Source organism: Sinomonas humi, from assembly GCF_000802235.1.
Classification (GTDB): domain Bacteria; phylum Actinomycetota; class Actinomycetes; order Actinomycetales; family Micrococcaceae; genus Sinomonas; species Sinomonas humi.
The window spans coordinates 187,087-212,831 of sequence record NZ_JTDL01000037.1; the positions used below are offsets into that span (position 1 = coordinate 187,087).

The 25,745-nt window shown below is 68.6% G+C and carries 23 protein-coding genes; 6 read left to right on the plus strand and 17 right to left on the minus strand.

The genetic code is table 11. The features are described 5' to 3' along the window. Nucleotides 1-34: 34 nt before the first annotated feature. The 6 genes from LK10_RS03230 to LK10_RS03255 form a co-directional block, all read right to left on the minus strand. On the minus strand, nucleotides 35-1,756 hold the full coding sequence (locus LK10_RS03230) for a glycerol-3-phosphate dehydrogenase/oxidase (protein ID WP_043120014.1): 1,722 nt from the start codon (nucleotides 1,754-1,756) through the stop codon (nucleotides 35-37). Nucleotides 1,757-1,856: 100 nt separating this feature from the next. Further along, on the minus strand, nucleotides 1,857-2,993 hold the full coding sequence (locus LK10_RS03235; protein ID WP_043120015.1) for a GuaB3 family IMP dehydrogenase-related protein: 1,137 nt from the start codon (nucleotides 2,991-2,993) through the stop codon (nucleotides 1,857-1,859). Between the two features lie 83 nt (nucleotides 2,994-3,076). Then, nucleotides 3,077-4,588, minus strand: coding sequence for an IMP dehydrogenase (gene guaB, locus LK10_RS03240; protein ID WP_043120018.1), 1,512 nt, complete (start codon nucleotides 4,586-4,588; stop codon nucleotides 3,077-3,079). Nucleotides 4,589-4,816: 228 nt separating this feature from the next. Further along, complete coding sequence (gene groL, locus LK10_RS03245) at nucleotides 4,817-6,424, minus strand: chaperonin GroEL (RefSeq protein ID WP_043120019.1); 1,608 nt, start codon at nucleotides 6,422-6,424, stop codon at nucleotides 4,817-4,819. A 78-nt stretch (nucleotides 6,425-6,502) separates the two neighbouring features. Then, the gene (gene groES, locus LK10_RS03250; protein ID WP_043120020.1) at nucleotides 6,503-6,799 is read right to left on the minus strand and encodes a co-chaperone GroES; all 297 of its coding nucleotides are present in this window, start codon (nucleotides 6,797-6,799) and stop codon (nucleotides 6,503-6,505) included. 181 nt (nucleotides 6,800-6,980) lie between these two features. Beyond that, nucleotides 6,981-7,346, minus strand: coding sequence for a hypothetical protein (locus LK10_RS03255; RefSeq protein ID WP_043120022.1), 366 nt, complete (start codon nucleotides 7,344-7,346; stop codon nucleotides 6,981-6,983). A 66-nt stretch (nucleotides 7,347-7,412) separates the two neighbouring features. Between LK10_RS03255 and LK10_RS03260 the strand changes: the two genes are divergently transcribed. Further along, on the plus strand, nucleotides 7,413-8,648 hold the full coding sequence (locus LK10_RS03260; protein WP_043120024.1) for a class I SAM-dependent methyltransferase: 1,236 nt from the start codon (nucleotides 7,413-7,415) through the stop codon (nucleotides 8,646-8,648). 301 nt (nucleotides 8,649-8,949) lie between these two features. Here LK10_RS03260 and LK10_RS03265 read toward each other — a convergent pair whose 3' ends face one another. Next, nucleotides 8,950-9,771 (minus strand): shikimate 5-dehydrogenase, encoded by an 822-nt coding sequence (locus LK10_RS03265; RefSeq protein WP_269429482.1) that lies wholly within the window; start codon nucleotides 9,769-9,771, stop codon nucleotides 8,950-8,952. Nucleotides 9,772-9,850: 79 nt separating this feature from the next. On the opposite strand from LK10_RS03265, the gene LK10_RS03270 reads away from it, so the two are divergent. Next, nucleotides 9,851-11,563, plus strand: a complete 1,713-nt coding sequence (locus LK10_RS03270) for an acyl-CoA dehydrogenase family protein (RefSeq protein ID WP_052206876.1) — start codon at nucleotides 9,851-9,853, stop codon at nucleotides 11,561-11,563. 143 nt (nucleotides 11,564-11,706) lie between these two features. Here LK10_RS03270 and LK10_RS03275 read toward each other — a convergent pair whose 3' ends face one another. Further along, nucleotides 11,707-12,600, minus strand: coding sequence for a hypothetical protein (locus LK10_RS03275; RefSeq protein ID WP_052206877.1), 894 nt, complete (start codon nucleotides 12,598-12,600; stop codon nucleotides 11,707-11,709). 363 nt (nucleotides 12,601-12,963) lie between these two features. On the opposite strand from LK10_RS03275, the gene LK10_RS03280 reads away from it, so the two are divergent. Together LK10_RS03280 and LK10_RS03285 are read left to right on the plus strand one after the other, a co-directional pair. Then, complete coding sequence (locus tag LK10_RS03280) at nucleotides 12,964-14,109, plus strand: glutamate--cysteine ligase (RefSeq protein WP_043120025.1); 1,146 nt, start codon at nucleotides 12,964-12,966, stop codon at nucleotides 14,107-14,109. Next, nucleotides 14,106-14,294, plus strand: coding sequence for a hypothetical protein (locus LK10_RS03285; RefSeq protein ID WP_043120026.1), 189 nt, complete (start codon nucleotides 14,106-14,108; stop codon nucleotides 14,292-14,294). The genes LK10_RS03280 and LK10_RS03285 overlap by 4 nt, the downstream gene beginning before the upstream one ends. Before the next feature lie 45 nt (nucleotides 14,295-14,339). Here LK10_RS03285 and tsaD read toward each other — a convergent pair whose 3' ends face one another. The 5 genes from tsaD to alr are packed head-to-tail and all read right to left on the minus strand — an operon-like array spanning nucleotide 14,340 to nucleotide 18,499. Beyond that, entirely contained in the window at nucleotides 14,340-15,413 is a 1,074-nt protein-coding gene (gene tsaD, locus LK10_RS03290; protein WP_043120028.1) for a tRNA (adenosine(37)-N6)-threonylcarbamoyltransferase complex transferase subunit TsaD, read from the minus strand. Further along, nucleotides 15,410-15,925, minus strand: a complete 516-nt coding sequence (rimI, locus tag LK10_RS03295) for a ribosomal protein S18-alanine N-acetyltransferase (RefSeq protein ID WP_043120030.1) — start codon at nucleotides 15,923-15,925, stop codon at nucleotides 15,410-15,412. The genes tsaD and rimI overlap by 4 nt, the downstream gene beginning before the upstream one ends. Further along, entirely contained in the window at nucleotides 15,925-16,611 is a 687-nt protein-coding gene (gene tsaB, locus LK10_RS03300; RefSeq protein ID WP_043120032.1) for a tRNA (adenosine(37)-N6)-threonylcarbamoyltransferase complex dimerization subunit type 1 TsaB, read from the minus strand. The genes rimI and tsaB overlap by 1 nt, the downstream gene beginning before the upstream one ends. Then, nucleotides 16,608-17,270: a tRNA (adenosine(37)-N6)-threonylcarbamoyltransferase complex ATPase subunit type 1 TsaE gene (gene tsaE / locus LK10_RS22510; RefSeq protein ID WP_052206878.1), complete on the minus strand. Its 663-nt coding sequence runs from the start codon at nucleotides 17,268-17,270 to the stop codon at nucleotides 16,608-16,610. Before tsaE ends, tsaB begins: the two co-directional genes overlap by 4 nt. Continuing rightward, nucleotides 17,267-18,499, minus strand: a complete 1,233-nt coding sequence (gene alr, locus LK10_RS22515; RefSeq protein WP_052206879.1) for an alanine racemase — start codon at nucleotides 18,497-18,499, stop codon at nucleotides 17,267-17,269. Before alr ends, tsaE begins: the two co-directional genes overlap by 4 nt. Nucleotides 18,500-18,623: 124 nt before the next feature. Between alr and mshA the strand changes: the two genes are divergently transcribed. After that, nucleotides 18,624-19,847: a D-inositol-3-phosphate glycosyltransferase gene (mshA, locus tag LK10_RS03315; RefSeq protein WP_043120210.1), complete on the plus strand. Its 1,224-nt coding sequence runs from the start codon at nucleotides 18,624-18,626 to the stop codon at nucleotides 19,845-19,847. Nucleotides 19,848-19,920: 73 nt separating this feature from the next. After that, nucleotides 19,921-21,606 (plus strand): formate--tetrahydrofolate ligase, encoded by a 1,686-nt coding sequence (locus LK10_RS03320; RefSeq protein ID WP_043120034.1) that lies wholly within the window; start codon nucleotides 19,921-19,923, stop codon nucleotides 21,604-21,606. Between the two features lie 168 nt (nucleotides 21,607-21,774). Here the strand turns inward: LK10_RS03320 and LK10_RS03325 are convergent, their stop codons facing one another. From LK10_RS03325 to LK10_RS03340, 4 genes are read right to left on the minus strand one after another with little or no spacing between them, the layout of a single operon-like run. After that, entirely contained in the window at nucleotides 21,775-22,506 is a 732-nt protein-coding gene (locus LK10_RS03325; protein ID WP_231567574.1) for a maleate cis-trans isomerase family protein, read from the minus strand. Continuing rightward, nucleotides 22,503-24,029, minus strand: a complete 1,527-nt coding sequence (locus tag LK10_RS03330) for an amidohydrolase family protein (protein WP_052206880.1) — start codon at nucleotides 24,027-24,029, stop codon at nucleotides 22,503-22,505. Before LK10_RS03330 ends, LK10_RS03325 begins: the two co-directional genes overlap by 4 nt. Then, nucleotides 24,026-24,820, minus strand: a complete 795-nt coding sequence (locus tag LK10_RS03335) for an aspartate/glutamate racemase family protein (RefSeq protein WP_043120035.1) — start codon at nucleotides 24,818-24,820, stop codon at nucleotides 24,026-24,028. The genes LK10_RS03330 and LK10_RS03335 overlap by 4 nt, the downstream gene beginning before the upstream one ends. Nucleotides 24,821-24,867: 47 nt before the next feature. After that, nucleotides 24,868-25,515: a GntR family transcriptional regulator gene (locus tag LK10_RS03340; protein ID WP_043120037.1), complete on the minus strand. Its 648-nt coding sequence runs from the start codon at nucleotides 25,513-25,515 to the stop codon at nucleotides 24,868-24,870. Between the last annotated feature and the right edge of the window lie 230 nt (nucleotides 25,516-25,745).

Here is a 25,745-nt window from a genome sequence, read left to right on the forward strand (position 1 = left end):
CAGCCATTTTACGGATCCGTTCTGAGGACCTCCCTCACTGGACCGGGATGATGTCCTCCGCGCCCAGCCGTGCGACGTCGGCGGTCGCGTCGTCAGGTTGCTCTTGGCTCAGTCTCTCCGCCTCGACGCGCTTGAGATAGTGGGTTATCTCACGTTCGCGCTGCACTTGGCTCCAGCCGAGCAGCGGCGCCATGAGTTCGGCTACGACAGGAGCTGCAGAGACGCCGCGGTCCCAAGCCTCGATCGAGATGCGGGTGCGGCGGGTCAGGACGTCCTCGACGTGCCGGGCGGCCTCGTGGGTGACGGCGTAGACGACCTCGGCCTTGAGGTAGTCATCCGCCCCGGGAAGCGGCTGGGCCAGCGACTGGTCTCGGGCGATGATGTCCAGAACTTCGGTCGCAAGCGACCCGAAGCGGTTGAGCAGGTGCTCGACGCGGGCCACGTGAACCCCGGCCGCTGAGGCGAGGCGGGCGCGTCGGTTCCAGACTGCCTTGAATCCGTCGGCTCCAAGCAGCGGGATTCGGTCGGTGACACTCGCCGGGACCCGCTCGTCCAGATTCCGCACCGCCTCGTCCACGGCGTCCCGGGCCATGATCCTGTACGTCGTGAATTTGCCGCCTGCAATGACCACCATGCCGGGCACAGGATGTGCGACGACGTGCTCACGGCTCAGCTCCGCCGTCGAGTCGTTCTCGCCCGCTAGGAGGGGCCTGAGGCCCGCGTAGACGCCTTCCACATCCTCTCGGGTGAGGGGACGCCTGAGGACCCGGTTGACGCGCTCGAGGATGTAGTCGATGTCCTTGCTTGAGGCCGCGGGATGGGCCTTGTCGAGACGCCAGTCGGTGTCGGTGGTTCCGATGATCCAGTGCCGCCCCCACGGTATGACGAACAGCACGGACTTCTCGGTGCGGAGAATGAGGCCGACCGTCGACTGGAACCGGTCGCGCGGAACCACAAGATGCACGCCTTTGGATGCCCGAACCTTGAGCTGGCCCCGCTCCGTGACCATGGCCTGGGTTTCGTCCGTCCAGACACCTGTAGCGTTGATCACCTGCTTTGCGCGGATTTCGAGCTCCTCGCCCGTTTCCAGGTCCCGCACGTGGGCCCCGACAACGCGCTCGCCCTCGCGCAGGAAGCTCTCGACCCGCATCCGATTCACCGCGTGGGCTCCGTGGTGGGCAGCGGTGCGGACGACGTTCACCACCATCCGGGCGTCGTCGACCTGCGCATCGTAATAGCGGATCGCCCCGATCATCGCGTCGTCCCGCAGGCTGGGGGCCGCTCGAAGCGTCCCTCGTCGGAACATGTGCTTGTGGATGGGAAGGCCAGTTCCGTGGCCGTTCGTAAGGCCCAGCGAGTCGTACATCAGCATGCCCGTTCCGACATAGGGCCGCTCCCACCAGCGGCGCGTCAGCGGATACAGGAACGGCACCGGCTTCACGAGATGGGGGGCGATCCTCTGCAGGAGGAGTCCGCGTTCCTGCAGAGCCTCCTGGACAAGCCGGAAGTCCAGCATCTCAAGGTAGCGAAGGCCGCCATGAATGAGCTTGGACGAGCGCGAAGACGTGCCTGATGCCCAGTCGCGCTGCTCGACGATGCCGACATCGAGGCCTCGGGTCACGGCGTCGAGGGCCGCGCCAGTCCCCACAATGCCGCCACCGACGATGAGGACGTCGAGCTGCTTCTCTGAGCTGCCCGTCGCCTTGAACCGTTCGATGGCCTCCGTTCGGGCCTCCGGCCCGAGCTGTGCCGACATTGCGCCCCCTCCGCTCCCGGAACTTCCTGCTAGGAGTCTAGGCGGAGCGTCAAGGAACACCGGGGCATGTCCACGCCCAGATCACCGCCCGTGCGTGGCTCTAGCGCGAGGCGTGCGGCGACACGACGACGTCGACACGCTGGAATTCTTTGAGGTCCGAGTACCCCGTCGTGGCCATTGAGCGGCGCAGCATGCCGACAAGGTTCGACGTTCCGTCCGCGTGGTGCCCGGGGCCGAAAAGGACTTCCTCCATGGGACCGACGGTCCCAACGTTGACGCGCTCCCCGCGCGGGGTGTCCGGGTGATGCGCTTCGGCACCCCAGTGCCAGCCGCGGCCGGGCGCCTCAAGCGATCGGGCGAGGGCCGAGCCGAGCATGACGGCGTCGGCTCCCATGGCGATAGCCTTGACGATCGCGCCCGAGGTGCCCATCCCGCCGTCGGCGATGACGTGCACATAACGGCCACCGGATTCGTCCATGTAGTCGCGCCGGGCTGCAGCGACATCGCTGATGGCAGACGCAAGGGGCGAATGAATGCCCAAGGCGCGCCGCGTCGTCGTCGTCGCTCCCCCGCCGAAGCCCACAAGCACGCCCGCCGCGCCCGTGCGCATGAGGTGCAGCGCCGGCGTGTAGCCCGCGGCCCCGCCCACGATCACCGGGACGTCCAGTTCGTAGATGAACTTCTTGAGGTTGAGCGGCTCCTGGTTCTTCGAGACGTGCTCCGCGGAGACGGTCGTGCCCCGGATGACGAAGAGGTCGACGCCGGCCGCCAGCACGGTCTTGTAGTGGCGGAGAGTGCTAGCGGGTGTGAGCGCCCCGGCGACAGTCACGCCCGACGCGCGCATCTCGGCGAGGCGCGACGTGATGAGCTCGGGGTCGACGGGCTGCGAGTACAGCTCCTGGAGGCGCCGCGTGACGGCCGGGCTCGACGGGTCCCCATCGAGCGAGGCGATCTCCGCGAGCACCGGCTCCGGATCCTCGTAGCGGGTCCAGAGGCCCTCAAGATCGAGGACTCCGAGACCGCCGAGGCGCCCGAGCTCTACGGCAGTCGCCGGGGACATGACCGAGTCCATCGGGGCAGCGATGACCGGCATCTCGAAACGATAGGCATCGATCTGCCACGAGACCGAGACGTCCTGAGGGTCACGGGTCCGCCGATTGGGGACAATGGCGATGTCGTCGAGGGAGTAAGCGCGCCGTCCACGCTTGCCGCGGCCGATTTCGATCTCGTAGGTCACGGCCTCTACCTTAGTCGACCCCACGGCGGAGGACCGGACGACGGAGGCCCTCGCACCGTCGGTGCGAGGGCCTCCGGAGGCGCCTACTTGCGGTAGTTGGGAGCCTCGGCCGTGATCATGATGTCGTGGGGGTGGCTCTCCTTGAGGCCCGCCGACGTGATCCGGACGAACTTGCCCTTGGCCTTGAGCTCGTCGACGGTGTGCGCCCCGACGTAGAACATCGTCTGGCGGAGGCCGCCCACGAGCTGATGGGCGACGGCGGCGAGCGGCCCGCGGTAGGGAACTTGGCCCTCGATGCCCTCCGGGACGAGCTTCTCGTCGCTCGGGACGTCGGCTTGGAAGTAGCGGTCCTTGGAGTAGGACGTGTTCTTCCCGCGCGTCTGCATCGCGCCGAGCGAGCCCATCCCACGGTAGGACTTGAACTGCTTGCCGTTCATGAAGACGAGGTCACCGGGGGCCTCGGCCGTACCTGCGAGGAGCGAGCCGAGCATGACGGAGTCGGCTCCGGCGACAATCGCCTTGCCGATGTCGCCCGAGTACTGGAGCCCGCCGTCGGCAATCACCGGGACTCCGGCGGGGATGGCGGCCTTCGCGGACTCGTAGATCGCCGTGACCTGGGGAACGCCCACGCCGGCGACGACGCGCGTTGTGCAGATGGATCCCGGGCCGACGCCGACCTTGATCGCATCGGCGCCTGCGTCGATGAGGGCTTGGGCTCCCTCGCGGGTCGCCGCCTGGCCGCCGATGACGTCGACGTGAGCGGCGGCTGGGTCCTTCTTGAGCCTGGCGATCATGTCGAGGACGCCCTGGCTGTGGCCGTTCGCCGTGTCCACGACGAGCACGTCGACGCCGGCCTCGACCATCGTCATGGCGCGCTCGTATCCGTCTCCGAAGAAGCCGACGGCGGCACCGACGCGAAGCCGGCCCGACTCATCCTTTGTGGCGTTCGGGTACTGGTCCGCTTTCTCGAAGTCCTTGACCGTGATGAGGCCCTGCAGGATGCCGTCGTCGTCGACGAGCGGAAGCTTCTCGATCCGGTGCTTGCCGAGGAGGCCGATGACCTCGTCTCGAGCCACGCCGACCTTTGCTGTCACGAGCGGCATCGGCGTCATGACCTCGTGGACCTTGCGGCTCGCGAACTCCTCGTACGGGATGAAACGCGTGTCGCGGTTCGTGATGATGCCGAGCAGTCGGCGCCCCTCGTCGACCACGGGGAGGCCCGAGACGCGATAGTGGGCGCACAGATCGTCGAGTTCCTTGAGCGTGGCATCTGGGCCGACGGTCACAGGCTTCGTGATCATCCCTGACTCGCTGCGCTTGACCTGATCGACCTGCTCGGCCTGATCCTCAATCGACAGGTTGCGGTGGAGGATGCCGATGCCGCCCTGACGGGCGAGGCTGATGGCCATCCGAGCCTCGGTCACGGTGTCCATCGCGGCAGAGAGGACGGGGATGCCGAGCCGGATGCGGCGCGAGAGGCGGGTCGAGGTATCGGCTTCGGACGGGATGACGTCCGTCGGGCCGGGCAGCAGGAGGACGTCGTCGTAGGTGAGTCCGAGGAAGCCGAAGGGGTCGTGCTCGGGGGCGGTGGTCATGAGTGCTCCTTGGCCTGCGCCGAGGGGGTGCGGCGCGAAACTGACGGGAAGTGCTGATGACCAGCCAGTACTTACGGGCGTGGTCTGCTGCGGTGCTTTCTATCCTAAACTTTCGCCGGGCGGGCAGGTATTCCGGCGGCGGTACCGGGTGACCAAACGCACAACGAGGGCCGCCCCGGAAGGGGACGGCCCTCGTTGGATCAGGCGTTGAGCGCCGACCAGCGTGCCTTAGTGGTTGTGGCCCGCGTGGTCGTCCTCGGCCGGCTTGTCGGCCACGAGCGTCTCGGTCGTCAGCACGAGAGCCGCGATCGATGCCGCGTTGCGCAGGGCGGAACGCGTCACCTTGACGGGGTCGATCACGCCAGCCGCGATGAGATCCTCGTACTCGCCGGTCTTCGCGTTGAAGCCGTTGTTCACCTCGGCCTCCGCGACCCGTGCGGCCACAACGTGACCGTCGAAGCCCGCGTTGTGCGCGATCCAGCGCAGGGGCTGGACGAGCGCGCGGCGCACAATGTTGACGCCGACCGCAGTGTCGCCCGAGAGGCCCTTGATCGTCTCGTTCTCGTCGAGGACGCGCACGGCGTGGACGAGGGCAGAGCCACCGCCCGCCACGATGCCTTCCTCAAGGGCAGCACGCGTCGAGGACACGGCGTCCTCGATGCGGTGCTTCTTCTCCTTGAGCTCCACCTCGGTCGCAGCGCCGACCTTGATGACGCCGATACCGCCCGCGAGCTTCGCGAGGCGCTCCTGGAGCTTCTCGCGATCCCAATCGGAATCGGTGCGGGTGAGCTCAGCCCGAAGCTGCGCAACGCGAGCCGCGACGTCCTCGGCCGAGCCGGCGCCGTCGACGATCGTCGTCGTGTCCTTCGTGACCGTGATGCGGCGTGCGGTGCCGAGCTGCTCGAGGCCAACCTGATCGAGGCTCAGGCCCACCTCCGGGGAGATGACCTGCGCACCCGTGAGGGTCGCGATGTCCTGGAGCATGGCCTTGCGGCGGTCGCCGAAGCCCGGAGCCTTGACCGCGACGGCGTTGAGGGTGCCGCGGATCTTGTTGACGATGAGCGTCGACAGGGCCTCGCCCTCGACGTCCTCCGCGATGATGAACAGCGGCTTCGAGGCCTGGAGGGTCTTCTCGAGGAGCGGGAGGAAGTCCTGCAGCGACGAGATCTTGCCCTGGTGGATGAGGATGAACGCGTCCTCGAGGACGGCCTCCTGGCGCTCGGCGTCGGTCACGAAGTACGGCGAGAGGTAACCCTTGTCGAACTGCATGCCCTCGGTGAGCACGAGCTCGGTCTGGGTCGTCGAGGCTTCCTCGATCGTGATGACGCCGTCCTGGCCGACCTTCGCGAACGCCTCGGCGAGGAGCTCGCCGATCTCGTCCGACTGGGCCGAGATCGCGGCGACGTTGGCGACGTGATCGCCGGAGACCTCGCGGGCGTTCTCGCCCAGGCGGGTGACGACGGCCTCGACGGCCGCCTCGATCCCGCGCTTGATGTCGCCCGGTGCCGCGCCGGCGGCAACGTTCCGCAGGCCTTCCTTGACGAGCGCCTGCGCGAGGACAGTCGCCGTCGTCGTGCCGTCGCCGGCGACGTCGTTCGTCTTGGTGGCGACTTCCTTGGCGAGCTGGGCGCCGAGGTTCTCGTACGGATCCTCGAGCTCGACCTCGCGGGCGATGGTCACGCCGTCGTTCGTGATGGTCGGCGCGCCCCACTTCTTGTCGAGGACGACGTTGCGGCCGCGCGGGCCGAGGGTCACCTTTACGGTGTCGGCGAGCTTGTCGACGCCGGCCTCGAGGGCCTTGCGGGCGTCCTGGTTGAATGCGAGCTGCTTTGCCATTCGCTTCTCCTTGGGTTCAAGGGCAGCACCCCGGCCGCGTGACCGGGGTGCTGCCGTTGAAGTCCTGCTCGGCGGGAACTACTTGACGACGATCGCGAGGACGTCGCGGGCGGAGAGCACGAGGTACTCGCTGCCGCCCGTCTTGACCTCGGTTCCGCCGTACTTCGAGTAGAGGACGACGTCGCCGACCGTCACGTCGACGGGGACGCGGTTGCCGTTGTCATCGACGCGACCGGGGCCGACGGCGACAACTTCGCCCTCCTGCGGCTTCTCCTTGGCGGTGTCCGGGATCACGAGGCCAGAAGCAGTGGTCTGCTCCGCCTCGAGCGGCTTGACGACAATACGGTCCTCGAGAGGCTTGATGGAGACCGACACGGATCTCTCCTTTTCATGAACGGGTCACAGAAATGGGAGCCGGGCATGCAACCGTCGTCGCGGGTGCCGGGAGCGTGCCTGGACAGTTAGCACTCGCACAGGTCGAGTGCTACTGCTGACTCTATTGAGCCGTTGGCACTCGGTCAAGGCGAGTGCCAATCGTGGGACCCACAGGGCTGCCTTATTCGCCCGCGAGCTCCTCGAAGCTCAGGTCGTCGCCGTCGTCGCCGTTGCGGGAGCGGTTCAGGTACATGACAACGAGCGAGCCGACCAGGAGGACGCCTCCGATCACGAGGCCCACGATCGCGGCGATCTTCGCCCCAAGGTACTGGTCGCGGAGCGCCTCGGCCTCCGGGGTCGGATCGTTGATGCTCTTGCCGCCTACGGAGTAGACGGTCGCAGTGAACGCATCGAGGCCGAGGACGATGAAGAGCAGGACCGCAGACACCGCAGCGAGAACGATTCCGAGGATGAGCAAGGGCCGGACAAAGCGGGAGAGCCCCCGGTGGTTGGCAGTGGGCGAGGCGTCAGCAGGCGTCGTCTCCATGTCTCCACCATATCCGGAACGGCTGCTCTCGCCTGGGACCGGCGTGGGGTGAACTAGGCTTGATCCATGGCTCAGGACCCCCACGCCGCCGAGCAGCTCGCCCCTCTGCTGACCTCGGAAGGCTGGGCCCTCCTCAACTCGCTCGGCCCCTACCGGGAAGAGGACGTACTCGCGATCACGGCGCGCCTTCGCAAGGCCGGCCACGCACCTGAGCTTGTTTCCGCCGTCCTGAGCCAGGCTCGATTGAGGGTCAAAGCGGAGGCCAAGTTCGGGGAATTCTCCCGCCACATGCTGTTCACCCGTGCGGGGCTCGAGCAGGCAACGCGCCTGAGCATCGCGGCCCGGCACGCGCGACGCTTCGTCGACGGCGGCGTCCGGAGCGTGGCGGACCTGGGGTGCGGTCTCGGTGCGGATGCCATGGCCATGGCCTCGCTAGACCTCGAGGTCACAGCCGTCGAACTCGATGAGACGACCGCAGCGTGCGCGACCATCAACCTCATGCCGTTTCCCAACGTCCGCGTCGTCCACGCTGACGCGCAGACCGTCCCGCTCGACGGGATCGAAGGCGTATGGCTGGACCCCGCGCGGCGAACGACGACGACGTCGGGCACCACCCGCTTGTGGGACCCCGAGGAATTCTCGCCTCCGCTGAGCTTCGCGGCCGAGCTCGCAGACAAAGGACTCCCCGTCGGCGTCAAGCTCGGACCGGGCATCCCCCATCCTTCTGTCCCCGGAGGCTGCGAGGCGCAGTGGGTCTCGGTCGACGGCGACGTCGCGGAGGTCGCGCTGTATTTCAACGCTCTCCGGCGCCCCACCGTCCGCCGCGCAGCGCTCGTGCTCTCAGGGGACTCGGCCGCTGAACTGGTCGCGGAGACGGATTTCGGCGAGGGTGTGCACCCGAAGATCGGCCCGCTCGAGGGCTTCCTCTACGAGCCGGACGGCGCCGTGATCCGCGCGGGCCTCGTGGCCGAACTCGCCGACCGGCTCGGGGGTCACCTCGTAGATCCGCACATTGCGTACTTCTGCGCGCCGGACCTCTCCGCGACGCCGTTTGCCAGGGCGTATCGGGTGCTCGAGGTGCGCCCGTACAACGTGCGGGCGCTCCGGCAATGGGTCCGCGACGAGGGCATCACGGCCCTCGACATCAAGAAACGAGGAATGGCGGTCGCGCCCGACGAACTGCGCAAGCTGCTCTTCCTCGGTCTTGGCAAGGCGCCCAAGAAGAAGCCCCACCGGCGGGCCACGCTGGTCCTGACGCGGATCGGCGAGCACCGAGTGGCGGCGATCGTCGAGCCAGTCTGACCCGGCTCCCCCATCCAAGGGTCACCTCCCGACGGTGCCCACCCATCCAGAAGTCACCTCCCGACGGTGCCCACCCATCCAGAAGTCACCTCCCGACGGTGCCCACCCATCCAGAAGTCACCTCCCGACGGTGCCCACCCATCCAGAAGTCACCTCCTGCGGGTTCTTCGCGCCCGCACCCGCGGTAGGTGACCATCAAACGAGACGAAACGCGCCCCGCCGTCGCCCGCACCCGCGGTAGGTGACCATCAAACGAGACGAAACGCGCCCCGCCGTCGCCCGCACCCGCCGTAGGTGACCATCAAACGGGGGCGCGCATGAACTCCTCAGCCGCCCGCACTTGCTCGTCGCTCGGCCGGATCCCGGTGTAGAGGACGAACTGCTCGAGCGCTTGGATGGTCATGACCTCGGCGCCACTGATCACCTTCTTGTCCATGGCGTGCCCTGCCTTCACGAGAGGAGTCTCGGCCGGAACCGCAACGACGTCGAAGACGGCCCCCGCCGCCTCGACCGTGGACGTCGGGAAGGCGAGCGAATCGCCGTCAGGACCGCCTGCCATTCCGATCGGGGTGACGTTGACGAGGACCTCGGCCTCCGCATCGCCCAGCTCGGCTCGCCAGTGGAATCCGTAGAGGTCGGCGAGCGCGCGGCCAGTTTCCTCGTTCCGGGCGAGGATCGTCACGTCCCGGAACCCCGCATCGCGGAAAGCCGCCGCCGTTGCCTTCGCCATTCCGCCCGAGCCGCGGAGCAGCACCGACGAGGCAGGGTCGAGCCCATTCGACTGGATGAGTTGGGCTATGGCCGTGTAGTCGGTGTTGTAGGCGGTGAGGACACCGCCGTCATTGACGATGGTGTTGACCGAATCGATGGCAGCCGCAGAGGCATCCATCCGGTCCACCAACGCGATCACGCTTTCCTTGTATGGCATCGAGACGGCGCACCCCCGGATCCCCAGCCCGCGCACCCCCGCGATCGCCTGCTCGAGGTTCGTCGGTGCGAAGGCCTTGTAGATCCAGTTGAGCTCGAGGGCATCGTAGAGGAAGTTGTGGAACCGCGTCCCGTTGTTGCTCGGGCGTGCCGAGAGCGAGATGCACAGGGTCATGTCTTTGTTGAGGATCGGCACGCTTCCAAGGCTATCGGGGCGCCGAAGGCCAAGCATGCTGCCTCTGGCACCTCGGCACGCGCCGGTGTGCAATGGTCGCATGCCGGACACGATGGCGAATCAGGTGCCTCCGCGAGTGGGCATCGACGAGTTCTCGACGAATGGCGCCCTTGTCGACGGCGTTCGGCGGCACGGCGCGGGGTGGGCCTCGGGCGCGCTCGCCACGGTGGGGCGGCTGGTCGGTTCTGCCGAGTTCCAAGAGAATGCCCGCCTCGCGAACCTGCACATTCCCGCGCTCCACGCGCTCGACCGCTACGGCGAGCGGCTCGACGAGGTCGAATACCACCCTGCCTACCATCGCGTTCTCGGTGACGCCGTAGCGCACGGCGCCCACACGTCGTCGTGGGCCCACCCGCGCCCAGGTGCTCACGTCGCGCGGGCCGCGGCCTTCATGCTGTTCGCCCAGGTCGAGCCGGGCCACGCATGCCCCGTCTCCATGACGCACGCCGCCGTTCCCGCGCTCTCCAGGGAGCCCGCCGTCGCCCTCTCGTGGCTTCCGCTCCTCTACGGCACCGGCTACGAACCGCGCCTTGTCCCGCCAGTCGAGAAGCCGGGTGCACTGATCGGCATGGCAATGACCGAACGACAGGGTGGTTCTGACGTGCGCGCCAACACGACCATGGCGTTCGACGCCGGCGATGGCACCGCGCGCATCACCGGCGAGAAGTGGTTCTGCTCGGCCCCCATGAGCGACGCGTTCCTCGTGCTCGCGCAGGAACAGTCTGGACTCTCGTGCTTCCTTGTCCCCCGCGTGCTCCACGACGGGACGCGAAACGCCTTCCGACTGGTGCGGCTCAAGTCCAAGCTTGGAAACCGGGCGAATGCTTCCGCGGAGGTGGCGTTTGAGGAGACGTTCGGCTGGCGGGTCGGAGACGCTGGTCGAGGTGTCCGGACGATCCTCGACATGGTTCACGAGACCCGTCTGGACTGCGTCCTCGGCACGGCCGCGGGCATGCGGCAAGGCGTTGCCGAGGCGGTATGGCATGCCCGGCACCGGCGAGCCTTCGGCAAGCTGCTCATAGACCAGCCGGCCATGGCGGCAGTTCTGGCCGACCTCGCGATTGAAGCAGAGGCGTCGATCGCACTCGGTCTGCGGCTCGCGGCAGCGGACGACGCCGCGTGGCCGGCTGGCGTCGACGCCGTCGCCTCCCACGCCCAAGCGGTCACCGGCTCTGGCGCCGATGCCCTGAGGAGCCGGGAATCGGCAGCGGGCGCGGCCCGCGAGCGCAGCTTCGCGCGGATCGCAACTGCGGTGGCGAAGTTCTGGGTCTGTCAGCGAGGCCCTGCCCACGCGGCCGAAGCTCTCCAATGCCTGGGAGGCAACGGCTACACCGAGGATTTCCCGCTCGCCATGCGATATCGCGAGCAGCCCGTGCTGGCCATCTGGGAGGGCTCGGGAAACGTTGTTGCGTTGGATGTGCTGCGGGCGCTCGCGCGCGAGCCCGAGTCCGCCGAGGCCCTCGCGGATGAACTCGAGCTCCGGCGCGGCGCCGATCCGCTGCTTGACCGTCAGCTGAACCGGTCGCTCTCGCTCATGTCCGATGCGAGGCGAGAACCCGAGGCGGCGCAATCGTGGGCGCGGCGCCTCGCGGAGGAGCTCGCTTTGGCTCTCGAGGCCGCGCTCCTCGTCAGCCACGCGCCGTCGTCCGTCGCAGAGGCGTTTCTCGCCGCACGACTCGGCGACGACCGGAGCCTCGGCTTTGGCTGCCTTCCAGACGCGGCCCGGACTCGGGAGATCCTCGAGCGTGTTTAGCACCATCTGGCGCCCTCCCCCGCACCCGGCGCCCTCCCCCGCACCTGGCGCCCTCCCCCGCACTTGCGCGCATGGGCAACCGCTCAGGAGCGGGGCAACCGCCCATTTGGCGGGAAAGCGTGTCTGACGAGAGCGGAACGAGATCAGGCGGCGGCTGCAAACGCAGCAGCCAAGCGTGCTCCGACCAGTTCCGGATGCTCCAGATCCGACCATACGAGACGGACGAAACGCCATCCCAGCTCGATGAGGGCGGCCTCACGGCGCCGCTCGAGAAGCAGCACTTCGGGCGTAGGCCGATAGTCGAAGTACTTGCCCCGACCATCGAACTCAAGAATGAGCTTGAAGCGTCGCCAACCGAAGTCGGCGCGGTAGGAGCCGTGAGGCGTTTCGATGCACACCTGCGTCTCGGGAGGCTCAACCCCGAGCCTCGAGAGCAGCAAGCGCGTACGGGTCTCGCCAGCCGATTCCGCGCGGGCATCCAGGAGTCGCAGAAGCCGTGCCGCACGGGCTCCTCCACGGACAATGGGTGAAGCTTCGAGCGCGCTTTCAAGATCACCAAGCATGACTCCCCCGCGGAGAGCACTGTCTCCGATAACCGCCGCCCGTTCAGGGAGGAGTGTCCTCGCGCAGTCGAGAACGGTACGTACAGGCTCCGTCGCACGCACCAGGCGGCCGCCGCGTGTCCGAACCATGACGATCTCGGCGTCCTCGAGCGGGACACGGTGTGTGGCGGTGTCCGGGGCATGGCTCGTCCCCGAATTCGTGCTTCCGATGATGTGGACAGTGGAGCCGACGCCCCAGGTTGCAAAGCCGTGAAGCCTCGCCGCTGATGTGTGACTGTATACCGCTCGGCCGCCTGTGCCGGCTGCATGTGCTTCGATTCGGTATTCGTCCCGAATCCAAGGGCTGAGCCCTTCCCAATCCTCGGAGCGTGCATAGGCTCCACGGCGGATGCGTTCGAGGAATCCAGACCTCACAGACGTCGTCAGAACACGGTCGTCAAGGCCTGCCTCCTGAAGGTCGCGCGTTGAGGCCACTATTCCTCCCGGCCAGCGTTGGGAAACAAGGCGTCTCGCGGTTTTCGGGTCCATCAAGCCATCCTGCCCGGGCGGCGTGTCGCTTAGGGGGCTCTTCATCCCGTATGTGGACAACCGCGCCCGTGTGGACCACCTGGACTTGGCCGTCCGTCTTGCGCAATCGGCGCTCTCCCCCGCATCTGGGCGCGTGGGCAGCCGCGCATGAGCGGGGCAGCCGCACACGAGCGGGGCATGGCCCCACGAGCGGGCCAGCCGCACACGAGCCGGGCGGACTCGGGGCGAGCGCCACTGCCCTAGACTGGGCACGTTCTGTAAGGACGCTGCGGCTCAGCCGGAGCCTGAGCTCGGAAGCGGGGGCGAACTATGCGCATCGACTTCGCGCCCTCGAAGCAGTCCACGATCGGGATGGAATGGGAGCTCGCTCTCGTGGACCGGCACGGGGCCGAACTGGTCTCGGCAGCCCCGGACGTCATGCGGGGCGTATTCGCCGAGCATCCCGAACTCAACGCCGATTGCCCAAGGGTCCATCAGGAGCTCCTGCTCAACACTGTCGAGATCGTGACAGACGTCCACAACACTGTGCGGGAAGCAAAGGACGACCTCGCGACGACGATGGCCGCGGTCCGAGATGTGACCGACCGGCTGGGCGTCGAGCTGTTCTCCGCGGGAAGCCATCCGTTCAGCCCCCCGCGCCTCCAACCGGTGACCGACAAGGACCGCTACGCGAAGCTCATCGACCGGACCCAGTGGTGGGGCAGGCAGATGGTCATCTACGGCGTGCACATCCACGTGGGCCTGGACCGCGGCGATAAGGCGATGCCGGTCCTCGACGCCCTCGTCAACTACTTCCCCCACTTCCAAGCCCTCTCGGCGTCGAGCCCTTATTGGGGCGGCGAGGACACGGGGTACGCCTCGCAGCGCGCGCTCATGTTCCAACAGCTTCCCACCGCCGGGCTTCCCTTCCAGTTCTCGGATTGGGCCGGCTTCGAGGGCTACGTCCAGGACATGCTCACAACCGGGGTGATCGACATCATCAGCGAGATCCGCTGGGACATCCGCCCCGTCCCACGCCTCGGCACGATCGAGATGCGTGTGTGCGATGGACTCTCGACCCTAGAGGAGGTCGGGGCAATCGGAGCGCTCACGCAATGCCTCGTGGAGGAGGCGTCCCGGACGCTGGACGGCGGCGGCTCGATCCCGACCATGCCCCCATGGCACGTGCAGGAGAACAAGTGGCGCTCGGCGCGCTACGGCCTGGACGCGATCATCATCCTCGACGCAGCGGGCCGCGAACAGCTCGTGACGGAACATCTCGCGGAGACCCTCGACCGCCTTGAGCCCATCGCCCGCGATCTCGGCTGCGAGAACGAGCTCCGGGACATCGAGGGCATCATCCGCCGCGGCGCCGGCTACCAGCGGCAGCGGCGCACGGCGGAAGCGCACGGCGGCGACCTCCGCGCCGTCGTCCTCGAGGAGGCCCGCCTCATGCGGGAGGGCTACCCGGCGTGAGCGAACCGCGAGCACGACGACGCCGCTCGCCTGGGCGGCTCCTGTTCGTGATCGCGGTGGTCGCCGTCATCCTCGCGGTGACCTCGCACGCGCAGGCGGCCCTGCTCGTCGTCCTGGCGGGCGTGATCTACGGGGCGATCGAGGGCGCCATCGCATGGCGGAAGGCCCGCGACCAGAGGCCGTGATCGCCTGCGCCGTCAGCTCCTCCCCGCAGTGCTGATGCGGCGAGGTCAGGCGGAGACCGTCGTGACCGGAAGCGACGAGTCCGGCGCGAACGAAAGCTCGCTCGGCGAGCGCCCGTCCATGATGACCCGGGCAGCGAGGGCGGCAACCATGGCCCCGTTGTCGGTGCAGAGGGAGAAGGGCGGTACGGCGAGGGAAATGCCGGCGGCCGCGCATCGTTCCGCGGTGAGGTCGCGCAGCCGCGAGTTGGCGGCCACTCCCCCGCCCAGCAGGAGGTTGCGGAGCCCGTGCTCACGGCACGCGAGGATCGCCTTCGAGGTCACGACGTCGACGACGGCCTCCTGGAACGACGCCGCGATGTCCGCGACCGGCACGGGCTTGCCCGCAGCCTCGTGCTGCTCGACGCATCGAGCGACGGCCGTCTTGAGGCCCGAAAAGGACCAGTCGTAGCGGTGCGGGCCGGGCACCTCCGCGGATCCCATGTACTTCGGCTGGGTGAGGCCGCGGGGGAACCGGAAGGCACGCGGATCGCCCTCCTTCGCGAGGCGGTCTATGGCCGGGCCGCCGGGGTAGCCAAGCCCGAGGAGCCGGGCCACCTTGTCGTAGGCTTCGCCGGCCGCGTCGTCAATCGTCGATCCGAGCAGTTCGACGTCGGACGCGATGTTCCGCACGCGCAAGATCTCGGTGTGGCCGCCCGAGACGAGCAACGCGCCGAGGTCTTCCGGCAATGCCCCGCCGTACACGCCGCCGTCGAGCAGCCCGACGCCAACATGCGCCACAAGGTGGTTGATCGCATACAGCGGCTTGTCGGTGGCCACGGCAAGAGCCTTCGCGGCGCACACCCCCACCATGAGCGCCCCGGCGAGCCCCGGCCCGGAAGTGACGGCAAGCGCGTCGACTTCCTCGAGCGTCACGCCCGCAGTGTCGAGGGCCTCCGTAAGCGTGGGCACGATTGCATCGAGGTGCGCACGGGACGCGATCTCCGGGATCACCCCGCCGAAGCGTACGTGCTCGTCCATCGACGATGAGACCGTGTTGGCGAGCAGCCTCGTGCCCCGCACGATCCCGACGCCGGTCTCGTCGCAGGACGACTCGATCCCGAGGACGAGTGGCTCCTTCACTGGTCTCCTCCCTCGGGCCGCTCGAGCGGCAGCTGCATGATGTGGGCGTCGACCCCGTCCCGGTAGTAACGCCGGCGCGTATGGATCTGGGTGAAGCCGAAGCGGCGGTAGAGCGCCTGTGCCCGCGGGTTGTCGGCTCGGACCTCGAGCAGCACGTCCTGCGCGCCGCGGCGCCGGGCCTCGTCGATGAGCTCCGTGAGCACGGCCGAGCCGATGCCCAGGCCCTCCCGTTCCGGCACGACGGCGATGGTCTGCACGTCCGCGATGGGCGGGACGCACATGACGCCGGCGTAGGCGATGATCCGCGGCGCGTCCTCCGGCCCTCGCTCCTCGGCCACGTAGTAGCGCCTCGTTTCGGGCTGCGAGAGTTCGTCGCGGAACATGCGCTCCGGCCAAGCGTCGACGGGGAACAGGACCTTCTCGAGCGCGTGGACGGCGGGGACGTCCGCCTCGGTCATGTCCCGGAACACGACCCCCGCCGGGAAGGACTGCGTCTGGGGCTGCTGGGTCATCAGAGCGCCTTCTTCCGTGGCCCGGGCACCTGCGCGTCTGATTCCCGGAGGTAGCGCGGCGCGGTGTCAAGCAGTTCTTCGCCGCGGGCCAGGCGTTCGACGGCGGCGAGCCCCAAAGACGCGGCCGTGGGCTGCGCGTCCTCGAAGGCCCGGACGACGACGGCGCCAGCCGCCTCGAGCTTCTCCCGGTAGATCCCGGCGCCCGCGCCGTACACCGGGAGCGCCCCGAGTGCGTCCGGATAGTCGACCTGAGGCCCTTCGAGGAGGACGCCTCGTGCCGAATACCGTGCCCAGTACACCTCGCGCCGACGGGCATCGGTCGCGACGAGAAACTCGGAGAACGGTGGTCTGGCTCCCGCGAGGACGTCCCACGCGATCGCATCGAGACTCATGAGGCCCGCGAGCGGGGTGTTCCACGCGAAGGCGAGGGCCCGGGCCGTGGCGATGCCCGAGCGGAGCCCTGTGAAGGGACCCGGGCCGACGCCGACCACGATCCTGTCGATGTCCGCTCCCTTGAGCCCCTGCTCGAGGAGCAACGCACGGATGCCCGGAGCGAGGACCTCGGCATGCGATTTAGTGTCCTCCGTCGCGAACTGGGCGAGGACGGCGCCCCGAGGCTCGTCCTCGTGCCAGCGCACAAGAGCCGCGGACGCGATCGCGGACGTGTCGATGACGAGGAGGATCACCGGGCATCCCCCGAGCGCTCTGGGGCAGTAGCACCGGGCAGAGCGGGCGGCTCCCCCCACCGCGGCCCGAAGCCGCGAACGACGACGAGGCGCGGCTCGTCGTCGTCGTACTCTTCGTCGACGCTCGCCTCAGCACCCGTGGGATCGAAGTCCACTTCCGGATCCGCCCCCGCTGCGCCGCCGCCGATCCCGGGCAGAGGTCCCCGATCGAGCTCGATGTCCAGCCAGGACTCCGCAAGGCCCTCGACGAGCCCCCTGCCCCACTCGACAACCGTGACCGAACTGTCGGCCCAATTCTCGAGGTCGAGGTCCTCGACCTCCCCCTCTCCCTCGAGCCTGTACCCGTCGACGTGGACGAGGTCGGGGCCCCCGGGACGGGGGCCGTCAGGGAGGTTCGGGTGGATGCGTACCAGCACGAAGGTCGGCGAGATGATCCCACCGCGCACGCCGAGGCCCGCACCAAGGCCTTGGGTGAAGGTCGTCTTCCCCGCGCCGAGTGCGCCCGTGAGCACGACGAGATCGCCCGCCTCGAGGATTCGCCCTAGTGCCGCGCCGAGCGCCTGGGTCTCCTCCGCCGTCGTCGGCGTCGCCCGGAGCTCCCAGGCCGGGGTTCGACCGCCAGAACGCGGACCGGCGGAAAGTGGACCGGTCGCACTCACGCCGGCCCTCCCCCTACGGTCGCCACGGCGCCCGGAGCGATTCCCGTCCCGGGCTCGCCCTCTGCCGAATCGACGTGGATACGGGGCACACGGGGGCTGATCCGGGTGACGATCTCGTAGTTGATGGTCCCGGCAGCGCGGGCCCAGTCGTCCGCGGTGGGGCCGCCGTCGTCGCCCGTCCCGAAGAGCACGGCCTCGCCGCCCGCGAGAGCTTCGACGTCGGCCTCTGGCCCGAGGTCCACGACCATCTGGTCCATCGCGACGCGCCCGACGACGCGATACGTCTTGTCGCCGATCCGGACGGGGCCGCCACTGGACGTACGCGGAACACCGTCCGCGTAGCCGAGCGGGATGAGTCCGAGCGCGCTCTCGCCAGGCGTGCGGTAGGTCAGCCCGTAGCTCACGCCCTGCCCGGCTGGCACACGCTTGCACTGGGAAACCAGAGTCCGCAGGGTCATAGCCGGGCGCAGCCCGAGGTCGGAGGAGAACTGATCTGGGAACGGCGAAAGGCCGTAGATGGAGATCCCGGCACGGACGAGATCGAAGTGGGTGTCGGGCCGCGAAAAGATCGCAGGCGAGTTGGCGATGTGACGCACCTCGAGGTCGCACCCGGCGTCCTCGGCGAGCGCGACGGCGTCGCGGAACACGCCCAGCTGGACGTCCGTCTCGGGCCGGTCGGGCTCGTCGGCGACGGCGAGGTGGCTGAAGACGCCGACGACGCGGAGCAGCCCCTGATCCTGGTAGTCGGTGGCCTCGTCGAGCACGGCCTCCCAACGGTCGGGCGTCACGCCGTTCCGGCCGAGTCCAGTGTCGATCTTGAGGTGCACACGGGCCGGGCGCTGCTGCTCGCGGGCAGCATCCGCGATCCGCCCGAGCTCCCACCCGGAGCAGCCGAGGTCGACACCGGCGCCCACGGCCGCGGAGAAGTTGCTGTCGGTCGTGTGAAGCCATGCGAGGGTGGGCGCCTCGATGCCGGCAGCTCGGAGGGTGAGCGCCTCGCTGATGTGCGCGACTCCGAGCCAGGCGGCTCCGGCTTCGAGCGCGGCACGCGCAACGGGGACGGCTCCATGCCCGTAGGCGTCCGCCTTGACGACGGCCATGACGCGCGCCGGCTCCGCGACCGTCCGGACAAGGCGGACGTTGTGCCGGATGGCCTCCAGATCAACGACGGCGGCCCGCTCGGGAAGGCGAGGAAGGCGTTCTACTTCGGGGTCGCGCGTGGAAGTCACGCCCCGAGTCTACCGGCGGCGCCCACAGCAGCCCGCCCGAATGGGGCTCCTCTGGAGTCCCGACTGCCGGGCAGCGGCGAGGAAACCGTAGCCTTGTATCGTGCAGCACCAGGACCGCGTGGCGATGATCAGCCTCCACACGTCGCCCCTCGAGCAGCCGGGAGCGGGCGATGCGGGGGGCATGAACGTCTACATCAGCCACCTCGCGCGTGCCCTCGCCGCCGACGGCCTCGGCGTCGACATCTACACGCGGGCGACCGATCCCGTGCAGCCCAACACCGTCCTCCTCGGCCCCGGCGTGAAGGTCCACCACATCGAGGCCGGCCCCCGCCGTCGCCTCGTGAAGGAGCAGATGCCGCCCATTGCGGATGAATTCGCCGAGGGCCTGCTCCGCCGGATGCAGAGCGCCCCGCGGCCGCGGGTCGTGCACAGCCACTACTGGGTCTCCGGACTCGCGGGCCTCCGCGCGGCCGCCGAGTGGGAGGTCCCGCTCGTCCACACGATGCACACCATGGCGCGGGTCAAGAACCGCCACCTCGCCGCCGGCGACCTGCCCGAGCCGACCTGGCGCGAGCGCGGGGAGCAGCTCATCGCCGACGGCGCGACGTGGCTCACCGCGAACACGGCGGCTGAGCGGGACGAGCTCGTGCGGCATTACGACGTCGACGAGGACCGTATCGACATCGTGAACCCCGGGGTGGACCTCGACGTCTTCCGCCCGGCGTTCCGTTCCCGCTCGCGGGTCGCATCGGGGGTCCCGGCGGCCACGTTCCACATTCTCTTCGCCGGCCGGTTGCAGCGGCTCAAGGGGCCTCAAGTGCTCGTGGCGGCGGCGGGCGAGCTCCGCCGTCGTCGTCCCGACATCCCGCTCGCCGTGACCATCATCGGCGCGCCGAGCGGCTCCCTGGGTCTCGACCTCGACGAGCTCGCGAGCCAAGAGGGGCTCGACGGCGTCGTCCACCGTCTCCCACCCGTCCCCGCCGGTGTGCTCGCCGAGTGGTTCAGGTCTGCCGACGTGGTGGCCATGCCGAGCTATTCGGAATCGTTCGGGCTCGTGGCGCTCGAGGCGCAGGCGTGCGGGACCCCGGTCGTCGCCGCCCGCGTGGGCGGCCTGCCGAAGGCGGTGTGTGATGGACGCACCGGATTCCTCGTGGGAAGCCACGATCCCATCGAATGGGCCAGTGTCCTCGAGCAGCTCTACGATGACCCCTCAACCCGCGTGGACTTGGGGCGGGCGGCCTCGATCTACGCCCAGCGCTTCGGCTGGGAGCAGACCGCCGAGGGGACCCGCGCGGCGTATCGGCGGGCGGTCCGGGCGCACGTCAGCGCACACCCCGTCGCGACCTGACCCGTCCCTCTTGGTGTCCGACGCCCTGCCCGCCACCTAACCGGGCAGTAGGCAGCGCGGTAGGGTGAGGCTCATGAGCGCCACGGCCGCCACGCCCAGCGATCTCGAGATCGCGCGGGCCGCAACACTCCGCCCCATCGCAGAGATCGCCGCATCAGCCGGGATTCCGGAGGAAGCGATCGAGCCGTATGGCCGTTACAAGGCAAAGATCGACGTCGCCCAGTTGCCCCCCGCGAGTGCGCTTGGGCAGGTGGTCCTGGTCTCGGCCATTTCGCCAACGCCAGCAGGCGAGGGCAAGTCGACCCTCACGGTGGGCCTCGCCGACGCCCTCGCGCGCGCCGGCAAGCGCACCATGGTGGCGATCCGGGAACCCAGCCTCGGCCCAGTGCTCGGCATGAAGGGCGGGGCGACGGGCGGCGGCCGCTCCCAGATCCTTCCGATGGATGACATCAACCTCCATTTCACGGGTGACTTCCACGCCATCACCTCCGCGAACAACGCGCTGTGCGCCCTGATCGACAACCACATGTTCCAAGGCAACGAGCTGGCGATCGATCCGCGCCGCATCACGTTCCGACGCGTTATGGACATGAACGACCGCAGCCTGCGCGAGATCGTCGTGGGACTCGGGGGCCCCGCGCAGGGCGTGCCGCGCCAGGACGGGTTCGACATCACGGTGGCTTCCGAAGTGATGGCTGTCTTCTGCCTTGCTTCCTCACCCCGCGACCTCACCGAACGCCTCGCCCGGATCACCATCGGCTACACGTACGACAGGCGCCCCGTCAGAGTCGCCGATCTGGGGGCCCAGGGCGTCATGGCGATGCTCCTCAAGGACGCCATCAAGCCGAATCTCGTCCAGACAATCGCCGGGACGCCAGCCCTCGTGCACGGCGGCCCCTTCGCGAACATCGCCCACGGCTGCAATTCCGTCATCGCGACGACGACGGCCCGCCGCCTCGCCGAGATCGTCGTGACCGAGGCCGGGTTCGGGGCGGATCTCGGCGCCGAAAAGTTCGTGGACATCAAGGCGCGCTGCGCAGACGTGGCGCCTTCCGCCGTCGTCCTCGTCGCGACGGTCCGCGCGCTCAAACACCACGGGGGCCTCCCCCTCGATCGGCTCACCGAGCCGGATGTCGCCGCCCTCGAGTCCGGACTGCCCAACCTGGCCCGGCACCTCTCCACCGTGCGCAAGTTCGGGCTCGAACCCGTGGTCGCCGTGAACCGCTTCGCGACCGACACCGACGAAGAGCTCGCGGCGATCCTCGCCTGGTGCCGCCAAGCCGGCGTTCGCGCGGCCGTGGCCGATGTCTGGGGGCGAGGCGGCGGGGACGACGGCGGCGACGAGCTAGCGCAGGAAGTTCTGGCGGCGCTCTCTGCCCCCGGCGAGTGCCGTCAGCTCTACCCCCTCGATCTGCCGGTTGAAGAGAAGATCCGCACCATCGTCCGCGAGGTCTACGGCGGGGCTGATGCAGAGTTCTCCGAAGCCGCTCGGCGCCAGCTCGCCCAGATCCGCGAGAACGGTTGGGACGCGCTGCCTGTATGCATGGCGAAGACGCAGTACTCGTTCTCAGACAACCCGTCGCTGCTCGGTGCCCCTGAAGGGTTTACCGTCCACGTCCGGGAGCTCCGCGCACGCACGGGGGCCGGTTTCATCATTGCCGTCACCGGTACCCTCATGACAATGCCCGGGCTTCCGAAGAACCCCGGCGCTCTGCGGATGGGCCTCGACGAGCTAGGGCGCCCCGAGGGACTCTTCTGAGCGAGGCTCCCTGGCTCGCTTTCCGAGCCGAGGGAGAGCCCCCCAACATACCGCTCCCTCGGCTGGCGTAGCACCCCGCTACGGGTCGTAGGATACAGCCGCTACCCTTGCCGCCTCTAGGGGCGAATCGCGCATGCCGGCGGCTCTCTAGCGGAGGCGCGCCTCGGCTCAGGCGAGCAGCTTGCCCCAGCGTGGCTCCAGCAGAGGAGCCCCGGCGAGCTGGAGGCAACGCCACAGGGTGACGGCGACGGAATCGAGCGCGGCGACCCCGGTCTGCTCCTCGACGCGGGCGACGACGGGCGCACCGTAGAGATTCGTGCACAGATACACGAGCGCATCTGGCCTCCCGGCCGCGAGCTCGAGCGATCCGGGCAGGAGCTCCTCCGGTGCAACGCGGGCGAACGACTCGTTGTCGCTCAGCCCGAGGGCGCGGTGCCCCTTCACGTGCACACCCTCGGCGGCGTACTTCGCGATCACCGCGACGTTCACGTCCTGAGTGTAGGGCGTCACAAGACCGACGGTTTCGGTGCCGAACTGGGCGAACGCGTCGAGGTACGCGAGCGTCGACGTCGTGGCCGGGATGGCAGTGGCCGCGGTGATCTCGGCGGCGATTTCCCTGTCGTGGTCCGGGCCGAGCCAAGATCCTGAGGTCCCGTTCCAGGCGATGACGTCGACGTCCGCGGTCGCGAGGAGCTCCGCGGCACGCCGCATTCCCTCGACATCGAACTGCCGGTCCGACCCGGAGTCGAGGGCGATCCTCGTGACCGGGATGCGGGTCGAGTGAACGGTCACGTCCTCCCGGGCGCCGAGGATGCGGTAGGTCATCGGCTCGAGGCACGTGTTCGAGGATGGGACGATCATCCCGATGCGCGCGGGACGGGCAGACTGGACCGCGGTCACTTGCCCTCCCCCGAGCCAAGAGATGCTGCCGCAGCAAACTCTCCACCCCGTGACGAGGAGCCGGGGGCCGGGAGAGCCGACGCCTCGCGGTAACCCAAGCGCGAGACGAAGCGCCCGGTGGGACCCGGGTCGTGGAAGCCCTGCTCATCGAGCACGACCCGGCCTGCCGCTACGACAACCTGGGGCCAACCCCGCAGCTCGCGGCCCTCGAAGGGCGAGAAGTCCGTGCCCATATGGAGTGCCGTGCCATCGACGCTGCGTGCCTCTGCCGGGTCGAAGACCACGAGGTCCGCGTCGTATCCGGGCACGATGGCACCTTTGCCGGGCAGTCCGTTGATCCTGGCCGGCGCGGCGGAGAACAGCTCTACGAACCGCTCAAGCAGTCCCAGCCCGGGCGAGCCCTCCGCGGCGGCCGGGGACCCGGCGTCGTGCGCTGCCGGCGAGCTCAGCGCATTCCCGGCCTCGAGCAGCGCCGTGAACGCGACCGGCATGCGGGTCTCGACGCCGGGGAGACCGTGAGGCATCTGCCGGATGTCCTCCACATGCTCGCGCTTCTGGGTCAGGTCATAGCAGGAGTGGTCGCTTGAAACGGTGTGGATCGATCCGTCGGCGAAGCGTTCGCGCAGGGCAGCAACCGTCTCACGCGACCGCATCGGCGGGCAGCACGCGAACCATTCGGGAAAGCGCGAGCTGTAGACCCCGTCGTCGAGCACGAGGTAGTGGGGGCACGTCTCCGAGTGGATCGGAAGGCCGCGGGAGCGGGCCTCGGCTACGAGGTCGACGGCGCCCGGAGTGGACTGGTGCACAAAGTACACCGGGGCGTGCGTGAATTCGGCCATCGCGAGCACTTCCCGAACCGAAGCATCCTCCGCGAGCTCCGGACGCGTCTCATGGAGGTGCTCGATGCCGATCGCCCCAGCATCGGCGTGCTCCTGCGTGCACGCGACCGTGATGGCGTCGTGCTCCGCGTGGATATACGTGAGCCCGTCCAGACGGACCATCTCCCGCATGACCTTGAGGACGGTGTCGTTCTCCGCCATCGTTGTCCCGCGATTCGTCATGTACATCTTGACCGAGCGAATGCCGAGGCGAGCCAATTCCTCGAGCTGCGCCGGGACTGTCTCGTCCCAGTCGAGGACGGCGCCGTGGAGGCCGACGTCGCAGCGCGCCTCACGGGCGAGGGCGAGCTTGTTCTTCGCTGCATCGAGGGGCGACTCGGAACGGTCGCGTGGAATGCCGAAATCGATGATGGTCGTGGTGCCGCCCCACAGCGCCGCCTTCGACGTGACTGCAAAGTCGTCGAGAGTGCGGTACGGTCCGGTGACCTGAGCGATGTGGCAGTGGCCGTCCACTCCCCCAGGGATGACCGCGCGGCCTGCGGCATCGATGATCCGATCGGCTGCGGGGACCGGTTCTGACGCGTCGACGACGGCGGTCACCCGGCCGCCGTCGACGACGACGTGGGCGACGCGGGTGCCGAACGAGTTCACCACGAGGCCGTGCGCGATGACGAGATCTGTCATGAGAGGTCGCCCCCTTCGAGGGAAGCAGCGACTGGGCGAGCGGCGAGCTGGCGCTCGTCCAGGGCAGCATCGAGCACCGGGGCAAGGCCAGCCCGCCGCTTGGGCGGCGGGACGGCGAAGGAGCCTGCGCGGTGGGCGCCGGAGCGAAGCCCGACGACGGCCTCCGCGAACCGGACTCCGGCTCCGATGCCGTCCACGACAGGAACGGGGATCTCCGAGGCGACGTCGCGTGCGAGGCCCGCGAGCGGGGCGCCTGCCAGAACGACGACGTCGGCGCCGTCCTCCGCGACGGCGAGCCGGGCGAGCTCGACGAGGGTCGGGCGGAAGTCGTCCTGGACTGTGCCGATCCCGCGCAGCGCCTCCTTGAGGGAACGGATCGACGCGAGTCGGCTGGCGAATCCGAAATGTTCGACGCACTCGCGGTACCACGCCGTGATGCGGTCCGAAATGGCGATGATCGAGAAGCGGCTGCCCTGGAGCGCAGCCGCGCAGAGGGCCGCTTCCGTGATGCCGATGACCGGGATTTCGACGAGTTCCTTGAGCGCCGGCATGCCGGGGTCCCCGAATGCCGCGACGAGGACGCCGTCGACCTCGTCGCGGTGTGCGGCAATGACTTCCGCAACGGCCCCTGCCGCGAGGAGGGATTCGAAACGCGTCTCGATGTATTCGACGCCGCGCGGAGCCGTGCGTACGAGCAGGTCGGTAGTGGGAGCCGCGGAGCGTTCCGCCTCCGCGCGGATCAGTTCCGTGACGTCGGAACTGATGTTCGGGTTGACGACGAGAAGTCTCATGAAGATTCCTTGGGTGGCGGAGAGTCGGGCCTCGACGGGATCGAGGGTCAGACGGTGTCCGGATACTGTTCTCGGTATTTGTCGATGTGATGCGTCGACTGGACGGCGGCGAGCTCGGGATCGCCGCTGGCTATGGCGGCGAGGAGCTCACGGTGTTCGTGCACGAGCTCTGGCAGGTCCGTGACGTGGCGGAACAGCCAGTGCATGCGGCCCTGCAGCGGCTCGAGCGCCGTGCGGAGGAAGCCGTTGTCGGCGATCCGCGTGACCTCGTCGTGAAACTCGCTGTTGAGCCGGTGGGCTTCGTTGATGCTGCCCCGAGCGAGCGCGTCCTCGGCCCGGTCGATCAGGCTCTGGAGCTTGTCGATGTCCTCGGGGGTCGCCCGGCGCGCGGCCAGCCGGCACGCGAGCACCTCGAGCGAGTGGCGCACGTCGAAGAGGTCCTCCACATCCTTCTCGCTGAGGGCCGCTACCACCGAGCCTCGAGAGGCCCTCTCGGCGAGGATTCCTTCCTGGACGAGCATCCGCAGCGCCTCCCGCACAGGGAGCCGCGAGACGTTGAACTCCGCCGCGAGGTCCCGTTCGATGAGGCGGGTGCCGGGCGCGTAGTGGCCTTCGAAGATCCGTGTCCGCAGGGTGTCGCGGATGACTTCACGGAGTGGTCGATCGCGCTGCGGTTCCTCTGCTGGCTGCGCCATGTCAGTTGTCCCCTTCCGTGTGGGCCGCGCGGGAGCCGCAGGCTGGCCGGTTGAGGGTCCCGTCTTGGGATCTCAAATCAGACTAAGCGCGTGTCCTAAGGTGAGTCAACAGTTGGGATCCCGGACTGGGATCCCATTTTGCTCCGACCTCTTGACTGTGGTGCACACCACTCCTACCTTTGTTTTTGGGATCCCAATACGGGATACCAAGAACGCCTCCCTCGCGGACG

Excerpts from the sequence above, each read along its gene's own strand:
- LK10_RS03230 (WP_043120014.1), bottom strand. The coding sequence starts at position 1,756 with ATGTCGGCACAGCTCGGGCCGGAGGCCCGAACGGAGGCCATCGAACGG.
- guaB (WP_043120018.1), bottom strand. The coding sequence starts at position 4,588 with ATGACCACCGCCCCCGAGCACGACCCCTTCGGCTTCCTCGGACTCACC.
- groL (WP_043120019.1), bottom strand. The coding sequence starts at position 6,424 with ATGGCAAAGCAGCTCGCATTCAACCAGGACGCCCGCAAGGCCCTCGAG.
- LK10_RS03255 (WP_043120022.1), bottom strand. The coding sequence starts at position 7,346 with ATGGAGACGACGCCTGCTGACGCCTCGCCCACTGCCAACCACCGGGGG.
- LK10_RS03260 (WP_043120024.1), top strand. The coding sequence starts at position 7,413 with ATGGCTCAGGACCCCCACGCCGCCGAGCAGCTCGCCCCTCTGCTGACC.
- LK10_RS03270 (WP_052206876.1), top strand. The coding sequence starts at position 9,851 with ATGCCGGACACGATGGCGAATCAGGTGCCTCCGCGAGTGGGCATCGAC.
- LK10_RS03280 (WP_043120025.1), top strand. The coding sequence starts at position 12,964 with ATGCGCATCGACTTCGCGCCCTCGAAGCAGTCCACGATCGGGATGGAA.
- rimI (WP_043120030.1), bottom strand. The coding sequence starts at position 15,925 with ATGACCCAGCAGCCCCAGACGCAGTCCTTCCCGGCGGGGGTCGTGTTC.
- mshA (WP_043120210.1), top strand. The coding sequence starts at position 18,624 with ATGATCAGCCTCCACACGTCGCCCCTCGAGCAGCCGGGAGCGGGCGAT.
- LK10_RS03320 (WP_043120034.1), top strand. The coding sequence starts at position 19,921 with ATGAGCGCCACGGCCGCCACGCCCAGCGATCTCGAGATCGCGCGGGCC.
- LK10_RS03330 (WP_052206880.1), bottom strand. The coding sequence starts at position 24,029 with ATGACAGATCTCGTCATCGCGCACGGCCTCGTGGTGAACTCGTTCGGC.
- LK10_RS03335 (WP_043120035.1), bottom strand. The coding sequence starts at position 24,820 with ATGAGACTTCTCGTCGTCAACCCGAACATCAGTTCCGACGTCACGGAA.
- LK10_RS03340 (WP_043120037.1), bottom strand. The coding sequence starts at position 25,515 with ATGGCGCAGCCAGCAGAGGAACCGCAGCGCGATCGACCACTCCGTGAA.